The sequence below is a fragment of the Desulfamplus magnetovallimortis genome, assembly GCF_900170035.1.
In the GTDB taxonomy this organism is placed as follows: domain Bacteria; phylum Desulfobacterota; class Desulfobacteria; order Desulfobacterales; family Desulfobacteraceae; genus Desulfamplus; species Desulfamplus magnetovallimortis.
This window is the reverse complement of the sequence record NZ_LT828541.1, coordinates 610,150-635,306: the sequence shown is the minus strand read 5'-3', so window position 1 is coordinate 635,306 and position 25,157 is coordinate 610,150. Positions and strand designations below refer to the sequence as shown.

Here is a 25,157-nt window from a genome sequence, read left to right as displayed (position 1 = left end):
TGATTTTCATGAAGAGGTGGCCGTTGCATACTGCCATGAAAAGTTAGGGTGGTGTCCCAAATATGTTGATGAGCTCTTCACAAACCTTGATTCAGCAGGGCTTTCACAAAAAGATATCAACACTTTTATGACACTACCAAAAGTTAGTATCCTTTATTGTACCTGCCACTTTGCGAAGGCTGGAACGCTTTTGATTAAATATGATGCCCCTGTAAAAAGTCGAAATCCGCAAAATCGCTATTAATGATTTCAGGATGTTATAACTGAAAAAATGCTGAAATCGGACTTTTTACGAGGTCATCAAATATAACTCGTCAGTCATAAGTTCTCTAAATGGAGACCACAGATAGTATTTTTCAAAGAATTGAAAATACAATATGTGGTGGTAGATTTGAGAAGTTAGGACTCTTGAGAAATATAACATGTGCCAATATAAAAGGCTACATTAACCGACAGATACCAAATCACTTAACCTAAAGATACCAAATCACAATTCAATTTACCTTTATGATGCCTTTTGTAAAGGCATGGGAATTATATGGATGGCAGAGAGAAAAAAAAGATAAACACCAGAAAAGGCAGGGAAGACTTTACCAGGGAAGCGTACCTTGGAATCAGAAAAATGTTTTTCCATAACGAGATCATACCTGGTCAAAAAATATCCTATAGAGACCTTGCAGAACGCCTTGACATGAGTGCAACCCCTGTTATCCAGGCATTAAAACGCCTTGAATTTCAAGGCTTTGTAAGACATGAGCCAAACAGGGGATATTACACTGAAAAGATAAGCATTAAGGAGATCACGGAAATCTATGAATTTCGGGAAATGATTGAACTATCCTTGCTGCCAAAGACCATCCGGCAAATGACACCGGACAGTCTTAAAAAAATTGAAAGTGCCCTTGAAAAACATCTTAATGCAGTGCGTGATATCTATCTTAAAGAGCGCCTTTTAAGGGATATGGAGTTTCATCTTACACTTGCAGAACTTTCAAACTGCACTCTTCAAGTCAACACGCTCAAACACCTTTTTGATCTTTTGTATCTCAAATATCGTGGAAATATTCTCTTTGTCACACCGATGGAAACCGTAGATAATGAGCATAGCCAACTCTATGAGTTTATTGCTTCAGGAGATGTTGATGGGGCTGTTGCTGTAATGGCAAGGCATATTGCAAATGTAAGAAAACATGCAATTATCAGCATCAATAGGGTTATGGAAGAGAAAGATTCCCATGATAAGCAGCCTTAATTCCTCAAAGTCGACACCTATGATCTTGTAAGCCTTGTCAACACTGTCTGAATCAGGATTCCCAGGATTAACAGGATAAGGCAGGATTATCTATCCTGAACATCCTATCCATCCTGGTTATCCTGATTCAGACAAATGCAATAACTTCTGAAAAAGCAATAAAATGTCGATTTTGAGTAATTCACATATTAAAAAGCCTTAACAAAAAATTTCAGCAGACCGCAAAAAATGAGCCCCGTGAGCAATACGTTGGACTTTTTGTGATGCGTTGCGCTACATAAATTGCAGTTAAAAATTAAAGATAGGCATATCATGTCATCATTACGCATTCGTTATCAAACCATTGAGTTTGACGATGTAGATATTCATGTCCGAACATTACGTGACAATCAGCAATACTGTGATGATGACGGTATTGCTGAGAAACTCGGAATCTCATCAGCAACATGGCCATTATTTGGAATTGTCTGGGATTCAGGTCTGGTATTATCTCATTTTGTTTTTGATTTCAATGTAGATGGCAAACGAATCTTAGAGGTTGGTTGTGGAATCGGGCTTGCCAGTCTTTTGTTAAACTATCGCCTTGCAGATGTTACTGCCACTGACTATCATCCTGAAGCTGAAAGCTTTCTTCTGGAGAATATCAAACTCAATAACGGAAAAAATATACCATTTATTCGTACTGGTTGGGAAGATAAGGAGAGCACTCTCGGTAAATTCGACCTTATTATTGGCAGTGATCTTTTATATGAAAGAAGTCATGTAAAATTGTTATCCGATTTTATCAATCAGCATGCAAAAACTGTTTGTGAAGTTGTAATCGTGGATCCTGGTCGTGGTAATCATGCACAATTCAGTAAAAAAATGGTAAAATTAGGTTATTCCCATACTCAAAGTAAACCAGACACAGCAAATTACCTAATGAAGCCGTTTCGAGGAAGAATTTTACGCTATAAGAGGTTATAGGTGTCGATTTTGAGTAAACGGGCATGATTGATTTGGTATCAATCATGCCCAAGTATAAAAATGATAGTCATTTTCACGGTAAATTGAAAAAAGGAAAATGAAAAAGAGTGTTTAAATTAATTTCTCTGGGAATTCTGTCAGGAGCATTTTTCAGTACAACTTTCGTACTCAATGAAGCCATGAGCCTGGAAGGTGGTCATTGGGTATGGTCTGCTTCTCTGCGATATTTGTTTATGGCCCTTTTTTTCACAGCAATTATATTGTTCAAAAGCGGATTGAAAGAGCTTCGGGATCTTTTTGGTTTATTTCGTTCCCATTGGAAATTCTGGATTATTGCGGGGGGTATCGGCTTTGGTGGTTTTTATGCACTTATCTGTTTCAGTGCCAACTTCTCACCCGGCTGGGTTATAGCAGCAACATGGCAATTTACAGTTGTTGCGAGCCTCTTCATATTTATGATGTTCGGTCACTCCTTCCCCAAACGCATCTGGTTTTTCTCATCACTCATTTTCATAGGTGTGGTTCTGGTCAATCTGTCCCACATAGAAAAGTTTGATCTGAAAATTCTGCTTTCAGGCGGGCTTCCTGTTCTTGCAGCAGCCTTCTGTTATCCGTTCGGTAATCAGTTGGTCTGGGAGGCAACAAACGGGAATCATAAAAAATTACCCAATATAAATTCGCCTCTTCTTCATAGTGTTTTCAATAAAATACTGTTGATGACTTTAGGTTCATTCCCTTTATGGATAGTACTTGTATTAATCACACGTCCTCCGGCACCGGATTTATCACAGATATTAAACACTTCTCTGGTGGCACTGTTTTCAGGCGTCTTTGCAACCGGTATTTTTCTTTTTGCACGTAATCTGGCATCTAATTCAAACGAATTAGCAGGTGTTGACGCTACTCAGTCAAGTGAGGTTATATTTGCTTTGTTGGGCGGTATTTTGTTTTTAGGTTCCGAAGTGCCGGGTATCGAATCACTGACGGGCCTGATGCTGATATTGATCGGCCTGACTTTTTTTGTTAAGTATCAGAAATAATAGATTCCTTTTTTCCATGAAAATGCATGACAATTGATATTTCCCTTTTTTCTGAAATCTGAATATCAATATAGCCATCAAGGGCTTTTACCATATTTTTGACAATAGCCATGCCAAGGCCTGTACCATCTGGCCTTGTTGTGAAGTAAGGCTCAATAATCTGCTGGGCATTTTCTGGAGGTACCTTGCAATTCCCGTTTTTAAAAACCAGTTTCAGCCCTTTTTTGAGCGATTTTTCACTGATATTTGAAATTTCCATTATCGAACAGTAAAGAAAACCTTTATCCGGCTGGGCTTCCACGGCATTTTTAACAATATTTTCAATAATTTGTCCCATCATATCACCATCGCTTTCAAAGGTACCATGGTATTTTATATCCAAATCAATAACGATATTGCGTTTCAAACATTCTGATTGATAAAGACTGAGAATAGAGTTCACAATATCTTCAGGGACAATGGTTTTTATATCCGGAATTCTGGGACGTGCATAGTTTAAAAGCCCGCTTACACTGCCGTTTGCACGCTTAACAGCGTCCGACATCTGCCGGATCAGTTTAAGATGAACTTCTGATGAACATGCATTCTCAAATTTAAGTCGCTGAAGTCCCATACTAAGTGCATTCAGGGGATTTCTGATCTCATGGGCAATTGCTGCGGCTGACCTGCCAAGCACAGCGTTTTCCCTCTGGAATGACAATTCCCTCTCAAACACCTTAACCTTTTCAAGTGTGGCTTTCTGATATCTATAAAGCAGAAAGGAGAGACATGTCCCAGCCACAATGAGAAAAAAACCGAACACATAAAAATGAACAGTCAAATTATTAATAAATCTGGTAAGATAGCCGGCATCAACACCAACTGTCAAGGTCATGCCCTGAATGGTTTGACTGGCCTGGGCAATATCATATCCATTTTCATGAAAAAGATTGCCTCCTGAATTATCTGATTCTTCATTATTATCTATTGAAATGATATTTTCAGTTCTTCCACTACCTTCTGTCGTCAAAGGTTCAATTTTTTCACCTTCGGCAGAGAAAGGTTTTTTTCCCTCGCTTTCTTCCTGAAAAGGTGCTTTCTCCTTGCTTTCTATTCTTGAAGGTAATGCTCCATCACTTTCTGCCTCCAAAGATGCTATTTTCACATACTTGATTCCCGGTACAGTTGATATTGTCCGAATTATAGTGTTAAGTCCCAAACTCTCTGTTATGCCGGAAATATTGGCATCTTTGATACCAAGAATAATATAATAAGGGTATTGTGGGGCTGTCCATACCAAAATATATAAGTTTTCAGATTCAAGATGTTTCAAACCAGGCTCTAAAACTGATTCCACAAGAGGGACAAATCCTTGCTGCTTAACCTGAGCAACACCTTGCTGCCTAACCTGAGCAACATCTTGCTCCACAACCTGGTTAAAATTTTGCTCTACAACCTGCTCAGAATCTGCATCCACAACTGTTTCAAAGCCCGAAACATCACGGGCTTCTGTTTCATCGGGAACACCTGCGTCAGTAGTTCTTGAAGTTGAAGAGAAATGATTGTCAAGCCACCCTTCAGGGCCATTGACATCACGTTTCCTACCATCATAACCCACGCCTGTAATGCGTATTCCGGCAAGACCGCTTTCCCTGGTAAATGCACTTAATTCATCGCCGGAAAAAGGCTCAATCATATCAAGATATGAGACAAAACGGGCTGTATTTTCCAGCAAGCCCCTAAGCACATCCTCAATGGAATTTTTCGCATCTATGGTTCCGGCCGCATTTAGCCTGACTATTTTGGAAACCATATCGGCATGTTGCTGAACATGGGAAAAAAATGATGATTTAACAGATCGGATCTGCCACGAAAAATAGGCTGTAACAACAACAAAAAGTAACACAAATACAATGGCACTGGGCATCCATAATGGAATAGCTCTGTTTTTACTTCTTCCCATGTTTATCTCCCCATACACGGACTCTTGAGCTTTCTGCTCAGTGTTCTTTCAAGGTTTGATTGTCGGGTAGCAAATGCCTTGATCCTTTGAAAAGCCTTAAAAGTCACCCGACAGTTTAAACTTCAAGAGGCACTCAGTCATGGAATCAAATAGTATCGTAGTCAATCATACCTGTTCAGGGACATGAAGGGTACCCCAATTTCCCAGGAAAAAATCGAAACTACTTTTTGGATGATATTCAAATTGCTCAGATTTGCGAAGAGGAATTTAGGTAATTGAATTAAACCCAATTATTTAAGATCAGAATATCTCTTTACAATCCTGATGGATACTGATAATTTTTTGAGCGTATTTATCCTTATTGTCCCTGATTGCATAAATATCCAACATTACACCATGTATAACACAAATCAGATTTGATAAACCTTCAAAAGAAATATTAGTTGTAACGTCTATAATGGAAGGGCAAATCATTGGTAAAATCAAGAACAACAAAATGCAGACTTCTAATATCAATATTGCTTATCCTTGTTCCCATCCTTTGGAATAATGGCAAAACACATGCAGACCCACTCTCTCTGCTTATCTCCTCAGTTTCAAAAAACAAGGATATTACAAAGTATATTGAATATTATATTGATAAAAGCGGCACTATGGATATCGACACCATTGTGTCTGAAAAGATAAATCCCCTTTTCTCTCCCCTTGAAAAATCAAGTTTTGGTTACTCACAATCATCTTTCTGGTTCAGATTCAAAGTAAACGGACATGGCTGGCGCTCAGCCACCCCCGACCATGAAAATAATGTATCCATTTCCACGGTAAAAAACCCTGAAAAAAATACAATTGAATGGTTTCTTGAATATCCCTATGCAGTGGTAGATCAATTTGATTTTTATCAGATTGAACACTCTTCTCAGCTTTCCAAAGAGAATGAACAACTAAAAGGGAAAAGCGAAAAATTAAATTTTCAACTAATGCAAAGCGGAGACAAATACCCTTTTTCCCGTCGCCCTGTAAATTATCGCACCACAGTCATTCCCATATCAAGCGCCCCTGGAGTTGAGACATTCTATATTAACATACGCTCCGGCGGCTCCATCATGATACCTCTGCTGGCATGGGAAAAGAATGCAATGCTGCACCACATTAACATGGATTCAGTTATCAACTGGCTCTATTACGGTATCATGCTTGCAACGGTAATATTCAACTCTTTCATATTTTTCTCTGTCAGGGAAAAAGTTTATCTATATCTTATTATATTTGTTTCAGGCACTGCTCTTTTTACAATGACCCACAGTGGACTCTCATTCCAATATTTATGGCCTGAATCAACCTGGTGGGCAAATATATGTCATCCTTTTTTCGGGTTTGCAGGATTTACTGGTGCAATCCTTTTCACCATGTCTTTCTTATCAACTGCCAAACATCTGCCGCGTTTTAATGTATGCCTTAAAATGATATGTTATGCAGGTTTTGCTATGCTGCCTGTTCCTTTTTTATTCTCATATCGTATTGCAACCCAGAGCATGGTTATTTTTATAGGAATCAGTGTCATGATCATGCTTGCAAACGGCCTGATTCTTTTCTATCGTGGAGATCGGCCTGCAAGATTTTACATTCTTGCCTGGTCACCCATGCTCTTTTCTTCAATTTTAATGGTTCTTAAATCATACGGCTTTCTTGAAAACAATATTCTTACTGATTCAGGTGTACAAATAAGCAATGCCTTACTTGTGATAATTTTCACATTTGCACTTGTGGACAAAATAAATATTATCAGAGAGGAAAAAAGCAGTGCTCTTACACAGTTGAAGGAATCTGAAAACAAGTACAGAATGCTTGCCCAAAATATCAAGGAGGTAATATGGACTCTGGATCTGAAAACACTAAAAATCAATTTCATTACACCTTCGATTGAAGCCATGACAGGCTACACACCTGAAGAGGCAAAAAATGAGTTCACCTTTGAAAAAATGCTCCCTCCAGATTCTGCAAAAAAGGCCATGAATGCTGTTAAAAAAGGCATGGCATCTACTCCTCTGAATATTGACGATGACTCAGAATTAAAATCATACAGAAACCCAGGTGATGACTCATCCACAATTACTGTGGAGGTGGAGTTCAATACCAAAAAGGGCACTGTTATATGGACCGAGACAACCCTTACAATTATCAAGGACAGTAACAATAAACCTGTTGAAATGCTGGGTGTCACAAGAGAGACAACAGAGAGAAAACTTGCAGAAGATGAAAAACAACATATTGCAGAAAAGTTGATGAACTCCAACAAAATGCAGGCAATTGGAACACTTGCAGGGGGTATTGCCCATGACATGAACAACATCCTCACTGCAATAATGGGTTATGTTGAAATATGCAGATCTGAAGTTTCCTCTGATTCAAAAATATACAAAAGGCTTCAAAGGGTCATCAATGCATGCTACAGGGCAAGGGATCTTGTAAGCCAGATACTTACCTTCAGCCGGCAGGATAAACAGGAAACCATCCCCTTAAATATTAATCCCATGGTAAAAGAGGTTCTGAAGCTTATAAGAGCATCTCTTCCCACCACCATAAAAATCCATCAGTCAATACCAAGGGAAAAGTATGTGATTATGGCTGATCCCACAAAAATACACCAGATTCTGATGAATCTTTGTACCAATGCAGCATATGCAATGATGAACGATAATCATGAAACAACAAACAGTAAAAACATTTCAGAATCCTGCAAAGAGAGATCAAAAACCGGAAAAGAGCAGTTAAAAATAAATCAACCCAAAACGGGAATACTTGCCCTGTCAACAGAAGTCATGGAACTTGACATAGAAAGTGCAGAAAAATACCTGAATCTTTCTCCAGGCACATATATCCGTCTCACTGTAAGCGACACAGGTCACGGGATGGATAAAAAGACAATGGATCGAATTTTTGAGCCTTTTTTTACAACAAAACCCAGGGGTAAGGGAACCGGCATGGGGCTTGCCATGGTTCACGGTATTGTAAAAGGGCTTAAAGGCAATATCTATGTTTACAGCGAGGTTGGAAAAGGTACCACTTTCCATCTATTATTTCCAAAGGCACCGGATAAGACTGACATTGAGTGCACAGCAACATCCATATGCATGTCAAAAGGAGATGAAACCATTCTTTATGTGGATGATGAGTCAGATATTGTGGAAATGGCATCAGAAATGCTCCGCAGCCTTGGATATAATGTTATATGTCACACAGACAGCCAGCAAGCCCTTGAGTGCGTCATGGAAAGACCTGGGAAATTTGATCTTATGATCACTGACCAGACAATGCCAGGCATGACCGGATGTGAGCTTGCACATAAGATATGGGAAATCCGCCCTGACATGCCGGTAATCTTATGTACAGGATTCAACGAGCTTGTAACGCCGGAGTCAGCAATACAGATGGGAATAAGCAGATATGTCATGAAACCTTACAGCAAGCAGGATCTCTCTGTAAAAATAAGGGAAGTTCTTGAACAAAGCAGCACATGAAACAAAAGATAATGCCCCTTCATAGCCAGACACAATACCCAATGCTATTGCCTTAAGGGTTTTACGGCAAGAGAGAGATTGAAATCATTGAAGGGTAGTGTCATAAAAGTGTTGATTTCTTTTTGTGAAAGCCCTGCTGAATCAAGGTTTGTGAAGAGCTCATCAACATATTTGGGACACCACCCATTGAAGATTCTCATCTCGTTTGCGTTGGCCGGTGGCTTAAGTCAACAGCATTGGACTCAATACCCCACCAACCATTAAAATCAAATGTGTTTTAGTATCAAAAATCACGCTTTAACTGCATCAAAACAGTTTGAAGGCAAGTCAGGATTCCAACCCATCTCCTTCATTAGCCGACGACACTCATTCACATCAAGGGCGCGTCCCTTTGCAGTATCGGCACTGCAATCCCTTGGACTTGAACCAACTTCCGGAAAAAATAGATTTGCTCCGGCATTAAGCGATGCTGTGTGGGGTTCATGGGTACAGTGGGCTGAAGGGACTCTTCCCATTACAAGACGGCTTACTGCAACAAGTTTTGCCATCTCATATTCTGTTATCATTCCATACTTTTCCATGGGGCTTCCAGGAAAATTTACCCTTCTCATCACTCCGCTGTACGTTGCACCATAATCTTTTGCCAAAAACATCAGATCAAGAATCTCCTCCATTGAATGCTCAGGCCCCACAGGCTCAATGCAGTTCATCCACTTAAGGCCAACATCCTTAAAGACCCTTATTGTCTGCACCCTCTTCTCTCTTTTAAGAGGAGTATCTCTTCCTTCTCCAAGCCTTACTGCATGATATGCACCCACAAATCCTGCATCAAGAAGCATCTCTCCTTCATGATGGGTTATATCCCTTGTATTTGCAACAAGGGGAACCTTTACAGTTTTGCCAAGGTACTTACCAATTTCAAGAAGTGATTGAAAAGGATATGTTCCGGTGGTCATAAGATTAAGAGCATCTGCACCACGCTCTTCTCCCATATTTGCCCATCTTACAATCTGTTCCTTGTCAAATTCCACACTATCCCTGAAAATACCCGCCTTTTTTGCAAGGGAGCAGAATTCGCAGTTGAGGGGGCAAGGCTCCAGATTAATTCCTATATGAAGATGATTTTCTCCCTTTTCTCCAAAAGTTTGCCTTGAAAGCCTGTCCGCAGTTTCCATAAGGGCACAGGTCTCTTTTGATCGTAAGTCAAGATTGAATAGAATTTCAGCTTCACTCCTGTTTATTCCGTCATCTTCAGCCTTTTCAAGAATGTATTCAACCCTGGATTCAATTTTCCAGCTCATAAAATTTCCTTATTAAACGGGCATGATTGCGTATCAATCACCCCCAAATATAAAAATGATAGTCATTTTCACGGTAAACGGTCATGGCCGGCATTCAGCCACCCCCGAATATGGAAATTTGTATCTATTTCCACGGTAAACAGGCATGATTGATTACGTATCAATCACCCCCAAATATAAAAATGATAGTCATTTTCACGGTAAATGGTCATGGCCGGCATTCAGCCACCCCCGAATATGGAAATTTGTATCTATTTCCACGGTAAAATAAACAGTAAATCGTCAGTGATCACGGGTTACAATAAAATCCATAACCTGCCTTAAAAAAATGGTATCGCGTTTAATTGTTTTAAGTGCATCACAGGAATTGAGATAGTGATCATAAAGCATTCTCTTAGCCCTTTGAAGTCCAAGGATAGTCACAAATGTCGAACTATTATTTTTATTATCAATCCGAGATGGCTTCCCAATTACATTTGAATCAGCAGTTGCATCAAGAATGTCATCCTTGATCTGAAATGCAAGGCCTGCATGAAAAGCAAATCTTTTAAATGCCCCTATCTCCTGGGGGTGAGCATTTGCAAGCATTGCCGGAACAACCAGAGCTGATTCAATGACAACAGCGGTTTTAAGGGCACTTATTGTTTCAAGCTCTTCAAGTGTAAGTTTTTTTCCGGTACTGGAAAGATCCATATACTGCCCTTTACAGGTATCTCCTACTTTTTCAGCACAATAGGCAATAACATCAAGAATTGGTTTATTACCAAAGCCCCTTGCAGATGCCTGTTCACGGAAAGCACGCGCCACCATGAACATTGCAGTCAATTCAGCAGTATATACGTTTCCATATTGAACATGAACTGTTTTTTTACCCCTTCTGAAATCTGCATTATCCTGGCCTGGAAGATCATCAAAAATAAGGGATGCTGAGTGCATATACTCTATTGAGCGCAAAATCGGAATCAGTTTTGAAGGATCAAGTCCATAACAAAGCACCCCGACAGATAAGGCAAGAACCGGTCTTATTCTCTTTCCTCCTGCGGACAGGGCATAATTTGCAGCATCAACTATTGTTTCATCAACATCATAAAAATGGGGATTTTCTCCGGAAAATTCCCTTGATATTTTTGTTGAATTGTCTGTTTTATTGAAAAATTCTCTCAATTTTTTTATTGAGCTGTTTGTTTTATGTAAAAAGTCTTTTGATATTTTTATTGAGCTGTTTGTTTTATAGGAAAAATCCCTCGATATTTCTATTGAACTGTTAATTTTATTGGAAAAAAGTTTGAAATCAGATTCAAACTTCTCTTTCTCTTTTTTCTGATTATGAAAAAAATCAGCCACAATCTTTCTTGCCAATTTATCAAAAAAAGACAAATCCGTTGCTTTTTCTGTAATCTCTTTTATCACACTATTAAAAAGAGAAGAGTCTGTTTTAAAAACAGAGATAAGAGAGGAATATTTATCAGGGCCAAGGGAATTTAAAAGATTTCTGTGTGTATTTACTGAACGTTCAAGCAGAAGCTCCCTGATTTTAGCATCATTTTTATAGAGTTTGTGAATCAGATAATACAAAACCGCAATATAAAGTTCATATGGATTGACAAGATCATTACGTTTACCTTTATGGGTAAGGTAATATGTAAAAGGGGTTACATTACCTTCTTGCAAATCAGAGTATATATCGGTGAGATCATCCTGGCACTGATTGAAAATACCATAATAAAAGGTTCTTGTGTCAAAACCCTGATTCTGCTCAGGATTTATTATGGAACGCGCAATAAGGCGGGATGAAGCAGATTTGAGAATAAGAGGAATATATATATCCCTGTCACTGTATCCTGGATTATCAAGGGATTTAATTCTGTCCTCCTCCTGGGATCTGAAAAAAACATATGCTCTTTCAAAAAAATCTTTTTCATTTTCTTTGGAGAGGTTCATCCTGATATACTCAAATGCTGATTTAAGCTCTTTATAGATGGGGGGTAAGAGAGAAGATATTCCGGATTGTGTTGTACATTGTCTTGCACAATTTTCCCCTTGAGATTCATGGGATTCATCACAAAACAGCTCAAGATCAGGCACACTACCGGTTGTTATGGCAGTTTCAAGGCAGCGGGACAATGCTCTCTTCTCATTGTGGCTCAATGCTGTGGGAGAGTCCAGAATGTCGTCAATAAATGGATAGGTAAGGCCATAACAGAAGCCAAGGCGTATGGCCCTGTCCATCTTTTTAACTCTCTCATCTTGTGGGAGAGACTCCTCAAACTCCATATACTGATGCAATCCAACCCCTACTGTCAGCTTTACAAGTTTTCTCATTGCATGATCATAATCAAGACCTTCAGGAATTATTGATTGTACAGTATGAAGTTTTTCCATCAACCATATAAATGTATCTCCAAGTTCAGCATCCCTGGCCCTTCTGTATAGTTGTTCCATACCAGGTGATTCATTTTTTGAAGCAGCAAGAAAATCCTGTACAATATTAACTACTTTTCTTGTATGCAACCTGATCTTTTCAGATTCACAACTATCTGAAATATCCCTTCCAAGATCACGCAAAAAGACATAGGCAATTGTTTTGCCAATATATTTTTCAAGTTTATTACAGCCGTTCATATAAGAGAGGTAGGCACCTGGTATGGTGGGAGATGGAGGAGATGTTAAATATTTCAAGACAGGAATGTTTTTCCAGGAGGCTTTCAGGTATATCTCCCCCCACTTTGCAAAGTCTTTATGCATAACAGCAAGGGGAGAACCTGATCTTACGAGAGAGAGCAGCTCCTGAAAATATCTTTTTGCATCACTTGTGGATTGAGCAAAAGCTTTTTCTGCATCAATTTCAAAATCCAAAGTGCATTCTGTTACTTTCTCTTTACTCATACTTATCCACGCAGTTATAAACTATTGCATTGTCAAATCTAATAATTAAGGTTCGGTTAATTGTAGAGACAAGGCATGCCTTGTCTCTACGTTGCAGATAACCCTAAAATTAAGTATTGACAGTGCACTATGATAAAGTCCTGCTAAACAGAGCTTGCTCAGGTTTCCTTATGAAACCATCAGTTTAGAATGTATGGAAAACAGTATCTATGAAGAACCTACAGACTGAATTCTATGTGCATAAAGCTCTTCGTAAAACGGCATGTGGTACTCATAGTATGATTTCAAGTGGTCGCTGTTTTCAACCGTTACCTCAAATTTTTCCATATTTTTCTGAATACCACAGCTTTTTGCAGCATCAGTATGCCATTGCTCCCAGATATCCCACTCCTTCTGATGGCCACTGTCCCATGATAGAGCTTCAGGAATAAACTCAATATCAATGGCATCACAATAAGCCTTGACTATGCCTTCAGGATCCTCTTCAAGATCTGTAGCATCCACCACTACAGGTGGTTTGTCATTCAAGTCAACTACTTTTTCAAATACGTTATTTAACTGTTCATAACCTATCTCATCAAGTGTTACTTTTTCATTCATGGCATAAAATGATGGAATGGCTTTGTCAGGATGTCTTATAAGAAAGGTATTTACAAGCCGGTCGAGAAAATCATCATCACCAACAACCTCCCTATAACAATGTGCGCACATATCTTTAAAAAAAACAGGCTGAGATTCTCCTACAGAGAGAATATGTTCTTTTATATCAGGGTACTTTGTGGGATGATCAGGATCAATATATTCCTGATCAATTGCTGAACCCTGTTTATGAACATAATACAAATAAGAGAAAGGTTCATGCAGAACGTTAAAGTCTTCCCGTTCCATCATAACCCTTTCAAATGCCGTGGATATTGATCTTGGATGTGTCCATAGTGCAACAATTGGATGTGTCATTTTCTTTCTCCATATCACAGAAGTGCAAAAACTCCTGTTTTGTCTTCCGGCACTCAATTACAGAAAAGTTATCGAAAATGAGCGCCTGTATTATAATTTTTATGCGATGATTTATAGTTCCATCGCATTCACCATAAGGGGATTTCTGTCATGAAGTTTTTTTTGGGGGATAAATCAAAAAAGGAAGGCAGGCTTTTACTGGCAGGGCTTTTATGGGTTTTGATATCCCCAAAAACTGCCTGGAAATTGCAAATCCGCTTTTTTAAAAAAACGGCTCCAGACAGATATCCCCTTTCCTTAAAAAAAAGGGTATCAATAATATTTTCCAACTCATTAAGTCTTTCCGCATCCATATGCGTTTGACAATTCATGACCATATACATAGCATAACATGGTTTAAAATTCAAATTCAACTAAATGGAAAATCTGCTAAGGATTAGTAAATTGAATATCCACAGGACTTTACCGTAAAATTGACTATCATTTTTATATTTGGGGGGGTGATTGATACGTAATCAATCATGCCTGTTGACCGTAAAAATAACCGTATCATTTTACCGTGAAAATACCCGTATCATTTTCATGATCAGGGGTGGCCGGACTCCGATCATGAAGGTTTAATCATATGATTGACAACACCATTAAATACAAATTTTTGTAAAAGCCAAAATATAAAAACGGAACTGAACATGGAAACAGATCTTTTTTTCAGAAAAGCCACCCTTCTTATATGCAGCAGCCTTGATATTGAGATTGCCCTGTCACGATGCAGGGAATATATTGCATCATATCTCCCTGCAGACGAGATATATCTTAATATCTATGAGCCAAAACTTGGGGGGCTGCGATATATTGCAAGGGCAGACGCAAGAGGCGGGGAGAAGATGGACAGGATCATTGAGCTTCCGGAAACTCTCATTGAGGCCATTGAAAGCGGCCGGCGTCTCACTGATCACCTTATAATAAACCAGCCGGAAACAGACCCAATGGGAAAGATCATAAGCAGGGAGCTTGATCTTAAGGATCACTCATTTATTGCCCTTCGACTAAGAATTGAGGTGCAACGCCTTGGCGTGATTGATCTTTTTGCAAAGGGGAAAAATCGCTTTACAAAGTCCCATGCAGCTCTTTTTTCACTGCTTCGGGAGCCATTTGCCATTGCAATGGCCAATGCCCTACAGCACCAGGAGCTGGTTAAACTTAAAGAGCAGCTTATATCAGATAACCGATACCTGAGCTACGAACTTCTATCCAGAACTGGGGATGAAGTTATCGGAGCCGATAACGGACTAAAAGGGGTGCTGGAGAAGGTAGAACAGATAACGCATCTTAAAACCACTGTCCTTATATTGGGTGAAACAGGTGTGGGAAAAGAGGTAATTGCCAATGCCATTCACCGCCTCTCCCCAAGAAGAGACAAGCCATTTATCAAGGTGAACTGCGGAGCAATCCCTGAAAATCTGATTGACAGTGAACTTTTCGGGCATGAGAAAGGAGCATTTACAGGTGCTGTCACCCGTAAAAGAGGCAGGTTTGAACGTGCTGACAGAGGGACTATCTTCCTTGATGAAATTGGAGAATTACCTTCCTGGGCACAGGTCAGGCTGCTTCGTGTATTGCAAACAAAAGAGATAGAAAGGCTTGGAGGTTCTCCACCCATCAAGTTGGATATCCGTGTTATTGTGGCAACCCATAGAAACCTTGAACAGATGGTTGCAGAAAATAGATTCAGGGAAGATCTGCTGTTCAGGATCAATGCCTTTCCCATTGTGATCCCGCCTTTAAGGGAACGAAAAAGCGACATTCCCCTGCTGGTCTCCCATTTTCTTAAAAAAAAATCACAGGAGATGGGTATCAACTCTGTTCCTGATATTGCCGGAGCTGATATGGAAAACCTTATGGCACATGACTGGCCAGGCAATGTAAGGGAGCTTGAGAATGCCGTTGAAAGAGCCCTTATCCAGCACAGAAAAGGCCCGCTTAACTTTATGCGTCCTGCCCGTTCAGTTGAAGTACCTGAATTTCATGTTCCATTGACAGATGACTCAAAAATACCAAACCTTGATTCTATTATAACTGGATATATTGAAAAGGTTCTGGCAATGACAGGGGGAAAGGTTAACGGCAATGATGGAGCCGCCGCCCTTCTCGGGGTGCATCCAAATACCCTCAGAAACAGGATGAAAAAACTTGGGATTAGTTATGGAAGGGGTTATGGAGAATCTTTATAACATACATGGCAGATTTCTGCCACAATCGAAGGGATGAAAGTCTTTATGAAAACAGCCATTTGCGGGGACTTTCATATAAACATACATGGCAGACACACATCTACCACAACGAAGCATGAAAGTCCTGAGAAGCCTTGAATCACGGGGACTTTCTTATAAACGTACATGGCTGATGACCGCCACAATCGAAGGGATGAAAGTCATTTTAAAACAGCCTGTTACAGAGACTTTCATATAACGGCCATGGCAGATTCATCTACCACAACGAAGCATGAAAGCCCTGAAAAACATTTAACCACGGGGACTTTCTTATAAAAACGTTATTTGTGGTTGTCTGCCAAAATTGCAATGTTGAAAGTCATTTCATTTTAAAATTACCATTTTAAAAAATCCAGGATATGTAAATGTTCAATACCTTTTTCATTCCCTTGTGCGAACTCATCCATTGAAACCACAATTTTTCTGTAATTATCCGGAATTTTTAACAGATTGCCGAATTCCCTCTCTCTGACTTCCGGTGTAGGCAAAAGATATGCAACCTGTACATAGAGTGTTTCACCGGCCTTTTTAGCCACAAAATCAATTTCCAAATTTTTTAATTTACCAACATAGATGTTGTACCCCTTTGTTTTTATATGTTTATAAACAATATTTTCAAGAATTTTACCTATATCCTGCTGTTGAAATCCGACAATGGCATTACGAATACCAATATCTTCAAAATAATATTTATCGTTGACCTCAAATCGCTTCTTTCCAATAATATCATATCTGCTTACCCGATGAATGATGAAGGCATTTTCAAGTGCTTTTAAATAATTCATGATTGTATTGACAGACATATTAATTTTTTGGGACTTGAGGAATGCACTGATGTTACTTGCTGTCATAAGGCTGCCGATGTTGTCTGCCAAAAACAGCAGCAGACGTTCGAGCAAATTGATGTCCCGTAAATTATTGGGTCCTACAACATCCTTCAACACAACACTGTCATGCAGAGTTTTTAAATATCCGAATACAACTTCCGTTTCAAAGTTGAAATTGATAAGGTAGGGCATGCCGCCAAATTGCAGATACTTTTTGAGAGATTCCATGGAAGATTCAAGCCCATGAAAAAATAAAAACTCATCATAGGACAAACTATGAACATGGAGTTCAATGTAACGACCTGCAAGTAGAGTTGCCAATTCCCCTGACAATAAAGTGGCATTACTGCCGGTACAAAAAACATCGTATTGATCATCTTCATTAAGATCTCTAACGGATTTTTCAAATGATTCGATCTCCTGAATTTCATCTATCATAACTACGTTTCGCACACCTATTATGGTTTGCTGGAGTACGTATTCATGGAGATCTTTGTAGTTTTTGATATGGTCAAAAGCTATTTTCTCTTTATTGATATAAATTATATTGCTTGTGGGGTCTCTCTTTTCAATCTCATTTTTTATTAGCATCATCAAATAACTCTTACCGCATCTTCGTTGACCGATTAATACTTTGATGATGTTCTTTCCAAAATATGGATGGATTTTTTTAATATAACTCTGCCTGGGGAATAATTTCATTATGATGAACCTCTTTATTTAATGTTCATTTTATTTTCATCATAATGAAATCAAATTTTGCAGTCAACATTATTTTCATTAGGGTGAATTGAGTTTAATTCAGGTGGGGGTTTCCATAAACTCTTGCTTTTGCAGGAAATAGCGGCATCTTTCATTTGCCAGTTTACACTTTTCCGAACAGAAGCCCGTTTTTAGAGGCTCCTGTTCCGGAAAGTGTAAAGTACTTTCTGTATGATATGAAGGATGCCGAAATAGCATGGGGTTCAAGTAAATATTCGGAGTACTCCGTTTGTCATACAGTATATTGAGATATAGTTATCTTTTTGTTGTATGAAAGCACAAGATATTGTGCAGTAATATGGGGATAACGAATATTTACGAGTTCAAAGATAAGAATTTAAATGGGTATAGCTGCTATGCAGCCATACCCAGAAAAAGTTATTCAAATATTTTTGACGCAAGATCAACATCTTCAGGGCAGAAAACAAAAAGGCATTTGCCATCTCCAGATGAGACAGAACCGTAAACATAGTTAATGTTGATATCCTTTTCCCCAAATTGACGGGTCACTTCAGAAAGTTTTCCAGGTGAGTTGTCAAGCTCAATTGCAATCACCTCTTTGGTGTCAAAAATATACTCTTTGTTCTTTAGCAGGGCTATTGCATCATCAGGTTTATCTGTTAACATTCGGATAAGTGCAAATTCAGCAGAATCCCGTCTCATGGAGCTGTAGCTTGCCGATGATGCAATACGTTTCAGAGATTTTCCCCTGGCCTGAAAAATACTCTGCACATAGCTGGATGCATCCTGAATGGTTATGGCATCAATATTTATGCCATTATCTCCCAGAAGCGATGCAAGATTACCAAGTTCTCCTGGTACATTTTTAAGAAAAAGAGAAATTTCTATTCTGACCATACAATGCCTCCCTCCATATATAAAAAAATAAAATCAGATTAACCTGCAAAAAGTCAGATTTTAACAATTTTTCAGGGATAACTCACTGAAATTATTAATAGTGAATCTGGTATTCAGGACTTTTTACAAGGCCATCAAATCAAGATGCTGCCGCAATTTTTAAACCTTCATCAAAAGCTTTCATATTCAATGGAATCAACTTTGCTTTTGAAGCAAATTCGGATTTGATACACTCCCTAAGTATATCCACATCCACCATACCACTTTTGGCTGCAAAAGCACTAACTGCAACAATGTTGGCACATTTTACGCTTCCAAGGGAGACTGCTATCTCGTTTGCAGGAACAATAAGCTCCTGAACATCATCTCTGTTGGTTCTAACCGGAATCAGAGAGCTGTTGATCATCACAACACCATTGGGTTTAACAACCTGTGCAAACTTTTCTAAGGATGGCCGGTTCATGGCCACCAGATGTGCTGGATTTTTGATAATGGGAGAGCCAATGAGGCGATCACTTACCACAACTGTACAGTAGGCTGTACCACCTCTCATCTCTGGCCCGTAGGATGGGATCCACATTACCTGTGATCCCTGTTTCATGGCTGCATAGGCAAGCAGCTTGGCACTTAGCAAAATGCCCTGGCCGCCAAACCCTGCAAACATTACCTCTTTCTGCATATACTCCTCCAAAAACAGTTGGCATCTTTTTTTCTTTTCCGCCGCATACCCCGTCAGCAATAAATTTAATAGTATAGGTATTTCCACTTTTTATTTCAAAAACAAATAGTTATGGAATAGCCCGCCCAAAGGGCGCTAAATTCTCTCTGATGGAGTATTTAAGGATGCCAACGGCTGTGATTTTATTCAGGTTTTTTAAATTCTCCCAGTGGGTAGTAAGGGAGCAGGGTATCTTCTGCCCATTTCAGGGAATCCAGCGGGGTCATACCCCAGTTTGTAGGACAGGTGCTGACCAGCTCAACAAATGTAAAGCATTTATGAGCCATCTGGTACTCAAATGCCTGCTTGATGGATTTTTTTGCCTTGTTGATATATTTAGGTCTAAGCAGTGCCTGACGTGCAATATATCCTGGTGTTGCAAGACTTGAAAGCAGCTCGCACATACGGATGGGCATACCTGTCTGCTCAACATCTCTGCCCGCAGGAGCTGTTGTTGCACGCTGCCCGGGCATGGTGGTAGGAGCCATCTGTCCCCCGGTCATGCCGTAAATAGCGTTGTTGATAAAAATTGTTGTGAATTTCTCACCACGGTTTGCAGCGTGAACAATTTCCCCCATGCCTATACTTGCCAGATCGCCATCCCCCTGGTATGTAAAGACCATAAGATCTGGCCTCACCCGCTTCATGCCTGTTGCCATGGCAGGCGCCCTGCCATGGGCAGCTTCCTGAAAATCACAACTGAAATAGTTATATGCCATTACAGCACATCCCACCGGTGCAATACCTACTGTCCTGCCCCTGATTCCCAGTTCATCAATGACTTCTGCAACCAGCCGATGTGCAATTCCGTGGGTGCAGCCAGGGCAGTAGTGTGTGTGAGCATCTGAGAGTGCTTCCGGTTTTGAAAATGTTTTTCCCATATGATTCCCTCAATATCTTATTGATTCTGGTTCAGAAGTGTCTGTATGTGCTCCATCACAGCTTCAGGTGTGGGAACTTCGCCTCCGCACTGACCAAACCATGTAACCTCTTTTTTGCCTTTAACGCTGCGTTCCACATCTTCCACCATCTGTCCCATGCTCATCTCAATGCTGACTACATGCTTGCAGCTCTCTTTTGCAGCAGCATCATGTATGGCCTTTTCAGGAAAAGGGAAAAGGGTCTGGGGTCTTACCATTCCTATTTCAAGTCCCTCAGCCTTAAGATTATCAATAGCTGTTTTACAGACCCGGCTCATGGTACCATAGCTAACAATAAGGAGTTCATAATCGGTATCTGTATTATATGACTCAAAACGCACCTCTTCCCTCTTCATTTGTTCATACTGGGATTTCAGAAGCAGGTTATGATTGTTAAGAGTTGCAGGATCAAGGTAGAGAGACTTTACAATGTTTTTTGTGCTGCTTCCACGTCTCTCCATTCCATTGGTTGCCCAGTCATCCTTATTTGTGGGTTCAACATATAGATCATCTGGAAATTCAACAGGTTCCATCATCTGGCCGATAAGTCCGTCACCCAGTATCATTACAGGGCCACGATATTTTTCAGCAAGGGGGAAAGCCTTCATGGTCATCTCCACCGCTTCCTGAACTCCATCCGGTGCCATGACAAGCATATGGTAGTCGCCGTGTCCTCCACCTTTGGTAGCCTGAAAATAGTCCCCCTGGGATGGCAGAATACCGCCAAGTCCCGGACCTCCACGCACAATATTTACAAATACAGCAGGACATCTTGCACCTGCGATGTAACTTATGGCTTCACTCATAAGACTTACACCAGGGCTTGATGATGTGGTCATAACCCTTTCTCCGCAGGCTGCTGCACCAAAAATCATGTAACCCACAGCCACTTCGCTCTCTCCCTGGACAAAAACACCGTTTACTTCCGGCAGGCGTTTTGAGAGATATTCCGCAACTTCTGACTGTGGTGTTATGGGGTAAGCAAAATAGTTGAGGCAACCTGCTCTTATGGCAGCTTCTCCAATGGCTTCATTTCCTTTCATCAACACTTTGGCCATTATTTGTCCTCCCTGTTGTCAACATTGTCATTTTTCAAATCTGTGGCAGGTTCTGCTTCTGAACTTTTGCCTCCCCCGTTTTCCAGCTCTATGATGGATATGGCCACATCAGGGCACATAACGCAGCACAATGTGCAGTGAATGCAATCCCCGGGTCTTGCCTGGAATGCAGGGAAGTAACCTCTGGGGCTTACCTGGTCTGAAATATCCAGAACTTTTTTAGGGCATACATCCACGCACAGGCCACATCCCTTGCATCGTTCAGCATCAATAATATGTTTAAATGCCATTCTTCTGTTCCTGTTCCTTTATACTGTCTCTTCTGTCAAATTACAGCATGCTTCATGGTTACTTTACATTTTCTGAAACCAGATTCCCATTTCCAGGGAATTTACCTAAATAGTGTAAAGCATTTTTATGGTAATATGAAGAATGCCTACTCTCTTATTAATTCCAGGGAAACGCAAGCCTTCTTTTAATGGGTAAAACCGGACACTCAAATCTATTCATATCAAGCATGGGAATAAGGCGAGTGTCTGCCGTGATAAATTCAATCCTGATTCCGGATTGCTGTGAAACCTTACATATCAGTTCATAACCTCTGTATATGTCATCAGGAGAGGTATGTTCCATCATGTTGGAATTGCTGACAAGTCCGGTCATTTTCAATTTTGATCTCTGTTCAATTTCTCTCATTATCTTGAGGCAGCCCTCAACATTGTCAGTAAACGGCCTGAATGGGTTTATCACCTGAATCATGTTTACTGTTTGCCTTGAAAGGGCATCTCCAAGGGCAGCAAGCACTGTTACGCCCACGTCATCTCCACCAGCATCAAGTATAAGAAGTTCCGACGGTTGTCTTATAATACCTGCCACTTCCGGTGCCAGTATTGGAAGGTCAGCATGCATATATTTTTCTTCAGGAAGAATCACTTTTACGCCAGCCTCGCCAAGGCTTTTTCTTATCTCCCGTGTTCTGAAATAGGGGTTGACCAGATCAAGGTCGGCAATGGCGACATCAATTCCTGCCTCTTTTCTGTTAAAAGCAAGATTAAGAGCGGTTTCTGTCTTGCCGCTGCCGTAATTTCCGGTAATCACCAAAAGCCCTTTAATATGAATTTGCAAAAAATCTCTCCTCCGGCATCCTTCACTTACCGTTTTTCATTTTTCGAAGGCATCCCTTTGTGACTGCCCTTCAAAATTGAGATGCCAAAATCTTTTTCTGGAAATCTATAATTAATCAGATTTACAGCCTGTTTGTAAATGATTTTTTAATATTATGATAAAGAAACCCTGAATATGTGTCATGGTATTTACTCAAAATCGACATCTTATTGCTTTTTTCCATTTACTGAATTTGTCTGAATCAGGATAACCAGGATAAACAAGATGTTCAGGATAAACAAGATGTTCAGGATAGATAATCCTGCCTTATCCTGTTAATCTTGGGAATCCTGATTCAGACAATATTGACAAGGCTCAAGAGATTATAGGTGTCGATTTTGAGTATTTAAGAAAGTTTAAAGCAAAAAATGAATGTTGCCGTTAAATGATACAAAAAAATGGGATTGACTTATCTATAGTTTCCATTAAGATTGGTGATTGTTGTCAAAAAAGAAATTATATTTGGCATTTTGGTTCACCCAAACATTCCTGTAAAAATTGGCGCTTCTGTCAAAATTCAGACACTCCAGATATAATATTAATAATTCCAGTATATTAAAGCCAAGATTGCAAAGAAAGTTGCGTTTTGCATTGAGGTAAAAAATCATGGTGGAAAAACAATTTAACAACTATTTACCCAACAAAGAGATTTTTAAGGATTATCTTTTAAAAGATTTTGTTGGTAAAGGCAGACATGCCACTGTCTATCTTGTTGAAAACCGGATAAGAAAACGGGCTTTAAAAGTATTTGACGTGAAAACATCCATTTCCGGAACAAATTGTTCCGTGGATGCCAACTCTCTTCCACAAAAAAAAATTCTGGAATTGATTTATCAAAAGAACTGTTTCAGAATAATTTCAGAGACTTTTACTCTCCATACATGGTTGATATAATTGATTACGGTGAGACTGTTTCAGGTGCTCCATGCCTTTTGATGGAATATTCAGAGGACTCACTTGAAAAGGAGATTAACAGAAAAGGGGTGCTTGACATAAATGAGGCATCCCACTGTTTTATTGAACTGCTAAAGGCGCTTGTATTGCAGGAAAAGCATAAAATTACTCATTTAAATCTGAAACCTTCCAATATTTTTCTCAGTGGTGATTCCCTTAAAATTTCTGATTATGCCCAGACCCTTGTTTTTTCTCCTTTACATAAAAAAGGTGTGCTGGCTCATCCCGACTATAGCTCCCCTGAAGCACTTAGTGGCTCAGAGTCCCATTCTGATGACAGATGGGCAGTGTCAGTGCTGTTTTTTTTCATGTTGACAGGTACCATGCCGTTTTCTGGTGACTTGCCTTCTGATATTAAACGTGCAATCCTCAATGATATACCTGACGACTCATTACTGCCCGAAACATTCCGCCCCTTTTTAAATAAGTGTTTTCAAAAGGATTGCGCCGATCGCCACGTTGCAGCAGTAGAGATGCTTAAAAATTTTTCAGAGATTACACTACCCTCTTTTCACTCCTTTTCTTTATTTAATGGTGAAAGAAAAGCTGATCGGTTTGCTGAAAAAAATATTAACAAAGCAGATTCAGTTAAAACTGTAGCAAAACAGTATGAAGTAGTTGAGGGTTTTGTAAATCTCAGAAAGGAATCTGTTACCGTCTCTGACAGTAATTTTCAGGAAATCTTTGCTCTCAATGATACAGGAAGACCTGTAATGTATATCAGAAATGAGTATAATGATAATGATAATGGTACAATAACCGACCATGCCACAGGACTTATGTGGCAAAAATCCGGTTCTGACAATGCACTTAGCTATGATGATGCAAAGAGGTATATTTCTCATCTTAACCTTGAAAGATTTGCCGGTTTTAATGACTGGCGCATTCCCACAATTGAAGAACTACTCTCCTTGCTGGAACCGGAAAAGATCAACAGCTCTCTTTATATTGACTCTTTGTTTGACCCTCTTCAGCAATGGTGCTGGAGCTCTGATATGAGAACCGCACACTCAGGCTGGTTTGTTTTTTACTATCTTGGCAATGTTTACTGGGACTATCTGGACCTTGATAATTATGTTCGCGGAGTTCGGCATATTTAATAATTAAACAGTATTGATGACTCTGTTGATTAAGTATTTACATATTTGATTTTGCCACAATATAATGATTTTGAAGCAATCAAGAAACACATCATATTGTGGTGATTTTTTCAAAAATCGACTAAATCAACGGGCTCATTGATATGCTTACACCTTTTTTTCAAAAAAACCCGTATTCTAAGATTTTTAGGAAATTTCATGATTCGTTGTGGCAAATGATGTTGCCATGGCCGTTATCTCGGATACTATATTTTTCACGACTTGAACAATAAGGAGTGCTTTATGTTTAGTAGAAAAGAGGAAGAATGGTATAAAAAATTTCAAGAAGGGACATTTGGGGTAAAAGGTTGGAAAGGAAGGAGCAAAGAGATACTCAAGCCGTTTTCATCTGATGAAAAGATGAACTTAAAAGATAAACTTGACAACCTGGGTGAAAAAATCGGTAGAGAATGGGCAAAAGACAACAGTGTCCGTAAAATTGATACTCCCATGCTTCAGGGATGGGGCAAAGAGCTTCTTGCTGCAAAAGACAAGGGTGCAGAAACCCTTATACAGGAGATTGACAGACTTGAGAACGAGGTAAACCGGATACTATAGACTTCCAGAAAAATATTTTTCCATCTCAACTTTGAAGGGCAACCACATAGGGTTGCCCCTACGTTGT

General features: G+C 39.6%; 20 protein-coding genes. 8 read left to right on the top strand and 12 right to left on the bottom strand.

Annotated features, from left to right (window positions below):
• The first annotated feature begins 538 nt into the window (after nucleotides 1-538).
• The 3 genes from MTBBW1_RS06750 (at nucleotide 539) to MTBBW1_RS06740 (ending at nucleotide 3,258) form a co-directional block, all read left to right on the top strand.
• Complete coding sequence (locus MTBBW1_RS06750) at nucleotides 539-1,252, top strand: GntR family transcriptional regulator (protein WP_080800984.1); 714 nt, start codon at nucleotides 539-541, stop codon at nucleotides 1,250-1,252.
• Between the two features lie 312 nt (nucleotides 1,253-1,564).
• Nucleotides 1,565-2,218: a class I SAM-dependent methyltransferase gene (locus tag MTBBW1_RS06745; RefSeq protein WP_080800978.1), complete on the top strand. Its 654-nt coding sequence runs from the start codon at nucleotides 1,565-1,567 to the stop codon at nucleotides 2,216-2,218.
• A 107-nt stretch (nucleotides 2,219-2,325) separates the two neighbouring features.
• Nucleotides 2,326-3,258, top strand: a complete 933-nt coding sequence (locus MTBBW1_RS06740; protein ID WP_080800975.1) for a DMT family transporter — start codon at nucleotides 2,326-2,328, stop codon at nucleotides 3,256-3,258.
• On the opposite strand, the gene MTBBW1_RS06735 is transcribed toward MTBBW1_RS06740, so the two are convergent.
• The gene (locus tag MTBBW1_RS06735; protein WP_080800973.1) at nucleotides 3,242-5,200 is read right to left on the bottom strand and encodes a sensor histidine kinase; all 1,959 of its coding nucleotides are present in this window, start codon (nucleotides 5,198-5,200) and stop codon (nucleotides 3,242-3,244) included. The genes MTBBW1_RS06740 and MTBBW1_RS06735 overlap by 17 nt on opposite strands.
• A gap of 473 nt (nucleotides 5,201-5,673) precedes the next feature.
• Between MTBBW1_RS06735 and MTBBW1_RS06730 the strand changes: the two genes are divergently transcribed.
• The gene (locus MTBBW1_RS06730) at nucleotides 5,674-8,718 is read left to right on the top strand and encodes a 7TM diverse intracellular signaling domain-containing protein (protein ID WP_080800970.1); all 3,045 of its coding nucleotides are present in this window, start codon (nucleotides 5,674-5,676) and stop codon (nucleotides 8,716-8,718) included.
• A 44-nt stretch (nucleotides 8,719-8,762) separates the two neighbouring features.
• Here MTBBW1_RS06730 and MTBBW1_RS28200 read toward each other — a convergent pair whose 3' ends face one another.
• From MTBBW1_RS28200 to MTBBW1_RS06715, 4 genes are all read right to left on the bottom strand, one after another.
• A complete protein-coding gene (locus MTBBW1_RS28200) occupies nucleotides 8,763-8,918 on the bottom strand; it encodes a hypothetical protein (protein ID WP_186441122.1) in 156 nt (51 codons plus the stop codon).
• 90 nt (nucleotides 8,919-9,008) lie between these two features.
• Nucleotides 9,009-10,019, bottom strand: coding sequence for a biotin synthase BioB (locus MTBBW1_RS06725; protein WP_080800967.1), 1,011 nt, complete (start codon nucleotides 10,017-10,019; stop codon nucleotides 9,009-9,011).
• A gap of 282 nt (nucleotides 10,020-10,301) precedes the next feature.
• Nucleotides 10,302-12,905, bottom strand: a complete 2,604-nt coding sequence (locus tag MTBBW1_RS06720) for a polyprenyl synthetase family protein (RefSeq protein WP_080800964.1) — start codon at nucleotides 12,903-12,905, stop codon at nucleotides 10,302-10,304.
• Nucleotides 12,906-13,112: 207 nt separating this feature from the next.
• Nucleotides 13,113-13,862, bottom strand: a complete 750-nt coding sequence (locus tag MTBBW1_RS06715) for a sulfotransferase-like domain-containing protein (protein WP_080800952.1) — start codon at nucleotides 13,860-13,862, stop codon at nucleotides 13,113-13,115.
• A gap of 689 nt (nucleotides 13,863-14,551) precedes the next feature.
• Between MTBBW1_RS06715 and MTBBW1_RS06705 the strand changes: the two genes are divergently transcribed.
• Nucleotides 14,552-16,093 carry a sigma-54-dependent Fis family transcriptional regulator gene (locus MTBBW1_RS06705; protein WP_080800948.1) on the top strand — a complete coding sequence of 514 codons (1,542 nt, stop codon included), beginning with the start codon at nucleotides 14,552-14,554 and terminating at the stop codon, nucleotides 16,091-16,093.
• Nucleotides 16,094-16,467: 374 nt separating this feature from the next.
• Here MTBBW1_RS06705 and MTBBW1_RS06700 read toward each other — a convergent pair whose 3' ends face one another.
• From MTBBW1_RS06700 to MTBBW1_RS06670, 7 genes are all read right to left on the bottom strand, one after another.
• Complete coding sequence (locus tag MTBBW1_RS06700) at nucleotides 16,468-17,661, bottom strand: ATP-binding protein (protein ID WP_080800945.1); 1,194 nt, start codon at nucleotides 17,659-17,661, stop codon at nucleotides 16,468-16,470.
• 438 nt (nucleotides 17,662-18,099) lie between these two features.
• A complete protein-coding gene (locus MTBBW1_RS06695; RefSeq protein WP_080800942.1) occupies nucleotides 18,100-18,579 on the bottom strand; it encodes an amino acid-binding protein in 480 nt (159 codons plus the stop codon).
• A gap of 139 nt (nucleotides 18,580-18,718) precedes the next feature.
• The gene (locus MTBBW1_RS06690; protein WP_080800939.1) at nucleotides 18,719-19,258 is read right to left on the bottom strand and encodes a 2-oxoacid:ferredoxin oxidoreductase subunit gamma family protein; all 540 of its coding nucleotides are present in this window, start codon (nucleotides 19,256-19,258) and stop codon (nucleotides 18,719-18,721) included.
• Between the two features lie 182 nt (nucleotides 19,259-19,440).
• Nucleotides 19,441-20,178 carry a thiamine pyrophosphate-dependent enzyme gene (locus MTBBW1_RS06685; protein ID WP_080800936.1) on the bottom strand — a complete coding sequence of 246 codons (738 nt, stop codon included), beginning with the start codon at nucleotides 20,176-20,178 and terminating at the stop codon, nucleotides 19,441-19,443.
• Between the two features lie 17 nt (nucleotides 20,179-20,195).
• A complete protein-coding gene (gene vorB, locus MTBBW1_RS06680) occupies nucleotides 20,196-21,275 on the bottom strand; it encodes a 3-methyl-2-oxobutanoate dehydrogenase subunit VorB (protein WP_080800933.1) in 1,080 nt (359 codons plus the stop codon).
• Nucleotides 21,275-21,565 (bottom strand): 4Fe-4S dicluster domain-containing protein, encoded by a 291-nt coding sequence (locus tag MTBBW1_RS06675; RefSeq protein WP_080800931.1) that lies wholly within the window; start codon nucleotides 21,563-21,565, stop codon nucleotides 21,275-21,277. Before MTBBW1_RS06675 ends, vorB begins: the two co-directional genes overlap by 1 nt.
• A 157-nt stretch (nucleotides 21,566-21,722) precedes the next feature.
• On the bottom strand, nucleotides 21,723-22,400 hold the full coding sequence (locus tag MTBBW1_RS06670; protein WP_080800930.1) for a P-loop NTPase family protein: 678 nt from the start codon (nucleotides 22,398-22,400) through the stop codon (nucleotides 21,723-21,725).
• 645 nt (nucleotides 22,401-23,045) lie between these two features.
• On the opposite strand from MTBBW1_RS06670, the gene MTBBW1_RS06665 reads away from it, so the two are divergent.
• The 3 genes from MTBBW1_RS06665 to MTBBW1_RS06655 all read left to right on the top strand — a co-directional run bounded on the left by MTBBW1_RS06665 (nucleotide 23,046) and on the right by MTBBW1_RS06655 (nucleotide 25,090).
• Nucleotides 23,046-23,333 (top strand): hypothetical protein, encoded by a 288-nt coding sequence (locus MTBBW1_RS06665; RefSeq protein ID WP_080800927.1) that lies wholly within the window; start codon nucleotides 23,046-23,048, stop codon nucleotides 23,331-23,333.
• The gene (locus MTBBW1_RS06660; protein ID WP_080800925.1) at nucleotides 23,321-24,493 is read left to right on the top strand and encodes an Lcl domain-containing protein; all 1,173 of its coding nucleotides are present in this window, start codon (nucleotides 23,321-23,323) and stop codon (nucleotides 24,491-24,493) included. The genes MTBBW1_RS06665 and MTBBW1_RS06660 overlap by 13 nt, the downstream gene beginning before the upstream one ends.
• 282 nt (nucleotides 24,494-24,775) lie before the next feature.
• Nucleotides 24,776-25,090: a hypothetical protein gene (locus tag MTBBW1_RS06655; protein ID WP_080800922.1), complete on the top strand. Its 315-nt coding sequence runs from the start codon at nucleotides 24,776-24,778 to the stop codon at nucleotides 25,088-25,090.
• Nucleotides 25,091-25,157: the final 67 nt, after the last annotated feature.

Bases quoted from the DNA above. Each gene is read 5' to 3' on its own strand.
- MTBBW1_RS06750 (WP_080800984.1), top strand. From the start codon at position 539: ATGGATGGCAGAGAGAAAAAAAAGATAAACACCAGAAAAGGCAGGGAA.
- MTBBW1_RS06745 (WP_080800978.1), top strand. From the start codon at position 1,565: ATGTCATCATTACGCATTCGTTATCAAACCATTGAGTTTGACGATGTA.
- MTBBW1_RS06735 (WP_080800973.1), bottom strand. From the start codon at position 5,200: ATGGGAAGAAGTAAAAACAGAGCTATTCCATTATGGATGCCCAGTGCC.
- MTBBW1_RS28200 (WP_186441122.1), bottom strand. From the start codon at position 8,918: ATGAGAATCTTCAATGGGTGGTGTCCCAAATATGTTGATGAGCTCTTC.
- MTBBW1_RS06725 (WP_080800967.1), bottom strand. From the start codon at position 10,019: ATGAGCTGGAAAATTGAATCCAGGGTTGAATACATTCTTGAAAAGGCT.
- MTBBW1_RS06720 (WP_080800964.1), bottom strand. From the start codon at position 12,905: ATGAGTAAAGAGAAAGTAACAGAATGCACTTTGGATTTTGAAATTGAT.
- MTBBW1_RS06715 (WP_080800952.1), bottom strand. From the start codon at position 13,862: ATGACACATCCAATTGTTGCACTATGGACACATCCAAGATCAATATCC.
- MTBBW1_RS06705 (WP_080800948.1), top strand. From the start codon at position 14,552: ATGGAAACAGATCTTTTTTTCAGAAAAGCCACCCTTCTTATATGCAGC.
- MTBBW1_RS06700 (WP_080800945.1), bottom strand. From the start codon at position 17,661: ATGAAATTATTCCCCAGGCAGAGTTATATTAAAAAAATCCATCCATAT.
- MTBBW1_RS06695 (WP_080800942.1), bottom strand. From the start codon at position 18,579: ATGGTCAGAATAGAAATTTCTCTTTTTCTTAAAAATGTACCAGGAGAA.
- MTBBW1_RS06690 (WP_080800939.1), bottom strand. From the start codon at position 19,258: ATGCAGAAAGAGGTAATGTTTGCAGGGTTTGGCGGCCAGGGCATTTTG.
- MTBBW1_RS06685 (WP_080800936.1), bottom strand. From the start codon at position 20,178: ATGGGAAAAACATTTTCAAAACCGGAAGCACTCTCAGATGCTCACACA.
- vorB (WP_080800933.1), bottom strand. From the start codon at position 21,275: ATGGCCAAAGTGTTGATGAAAGGAAATGAAGCCATTGGAGAAGCTGCC.
- MTBBW1_RS06675 (WP_080800931.1), bottom strand. From the start codon at position 21,565: ATGGCATTTAAACATATTATTGATGCTGAACGATGCAAGGGATGTGGC.
- MTBBW1_RS06665 (WP_080800927.1), top strand. From the start codon at position 23,046: ATGGTGGAAAAACAATTTAACAACTATTTACCCAACAAAGAGATTTTT.
- MTBBW1_RS06660 (WP_080800925.1), top strand. From the start codon at position 23,321: ATGGTTGATATAATTGATTACGGTGAGACTGTTTCAGGTGCTCCATGC.
- MTBBW1_RS06655 (WP_080800922.1), top strand. From the start codon at position 24,776: ATGTTTAGTAGAAAAGAGGAAGAATGGTATAAAAAATTTCAAGAAGGG.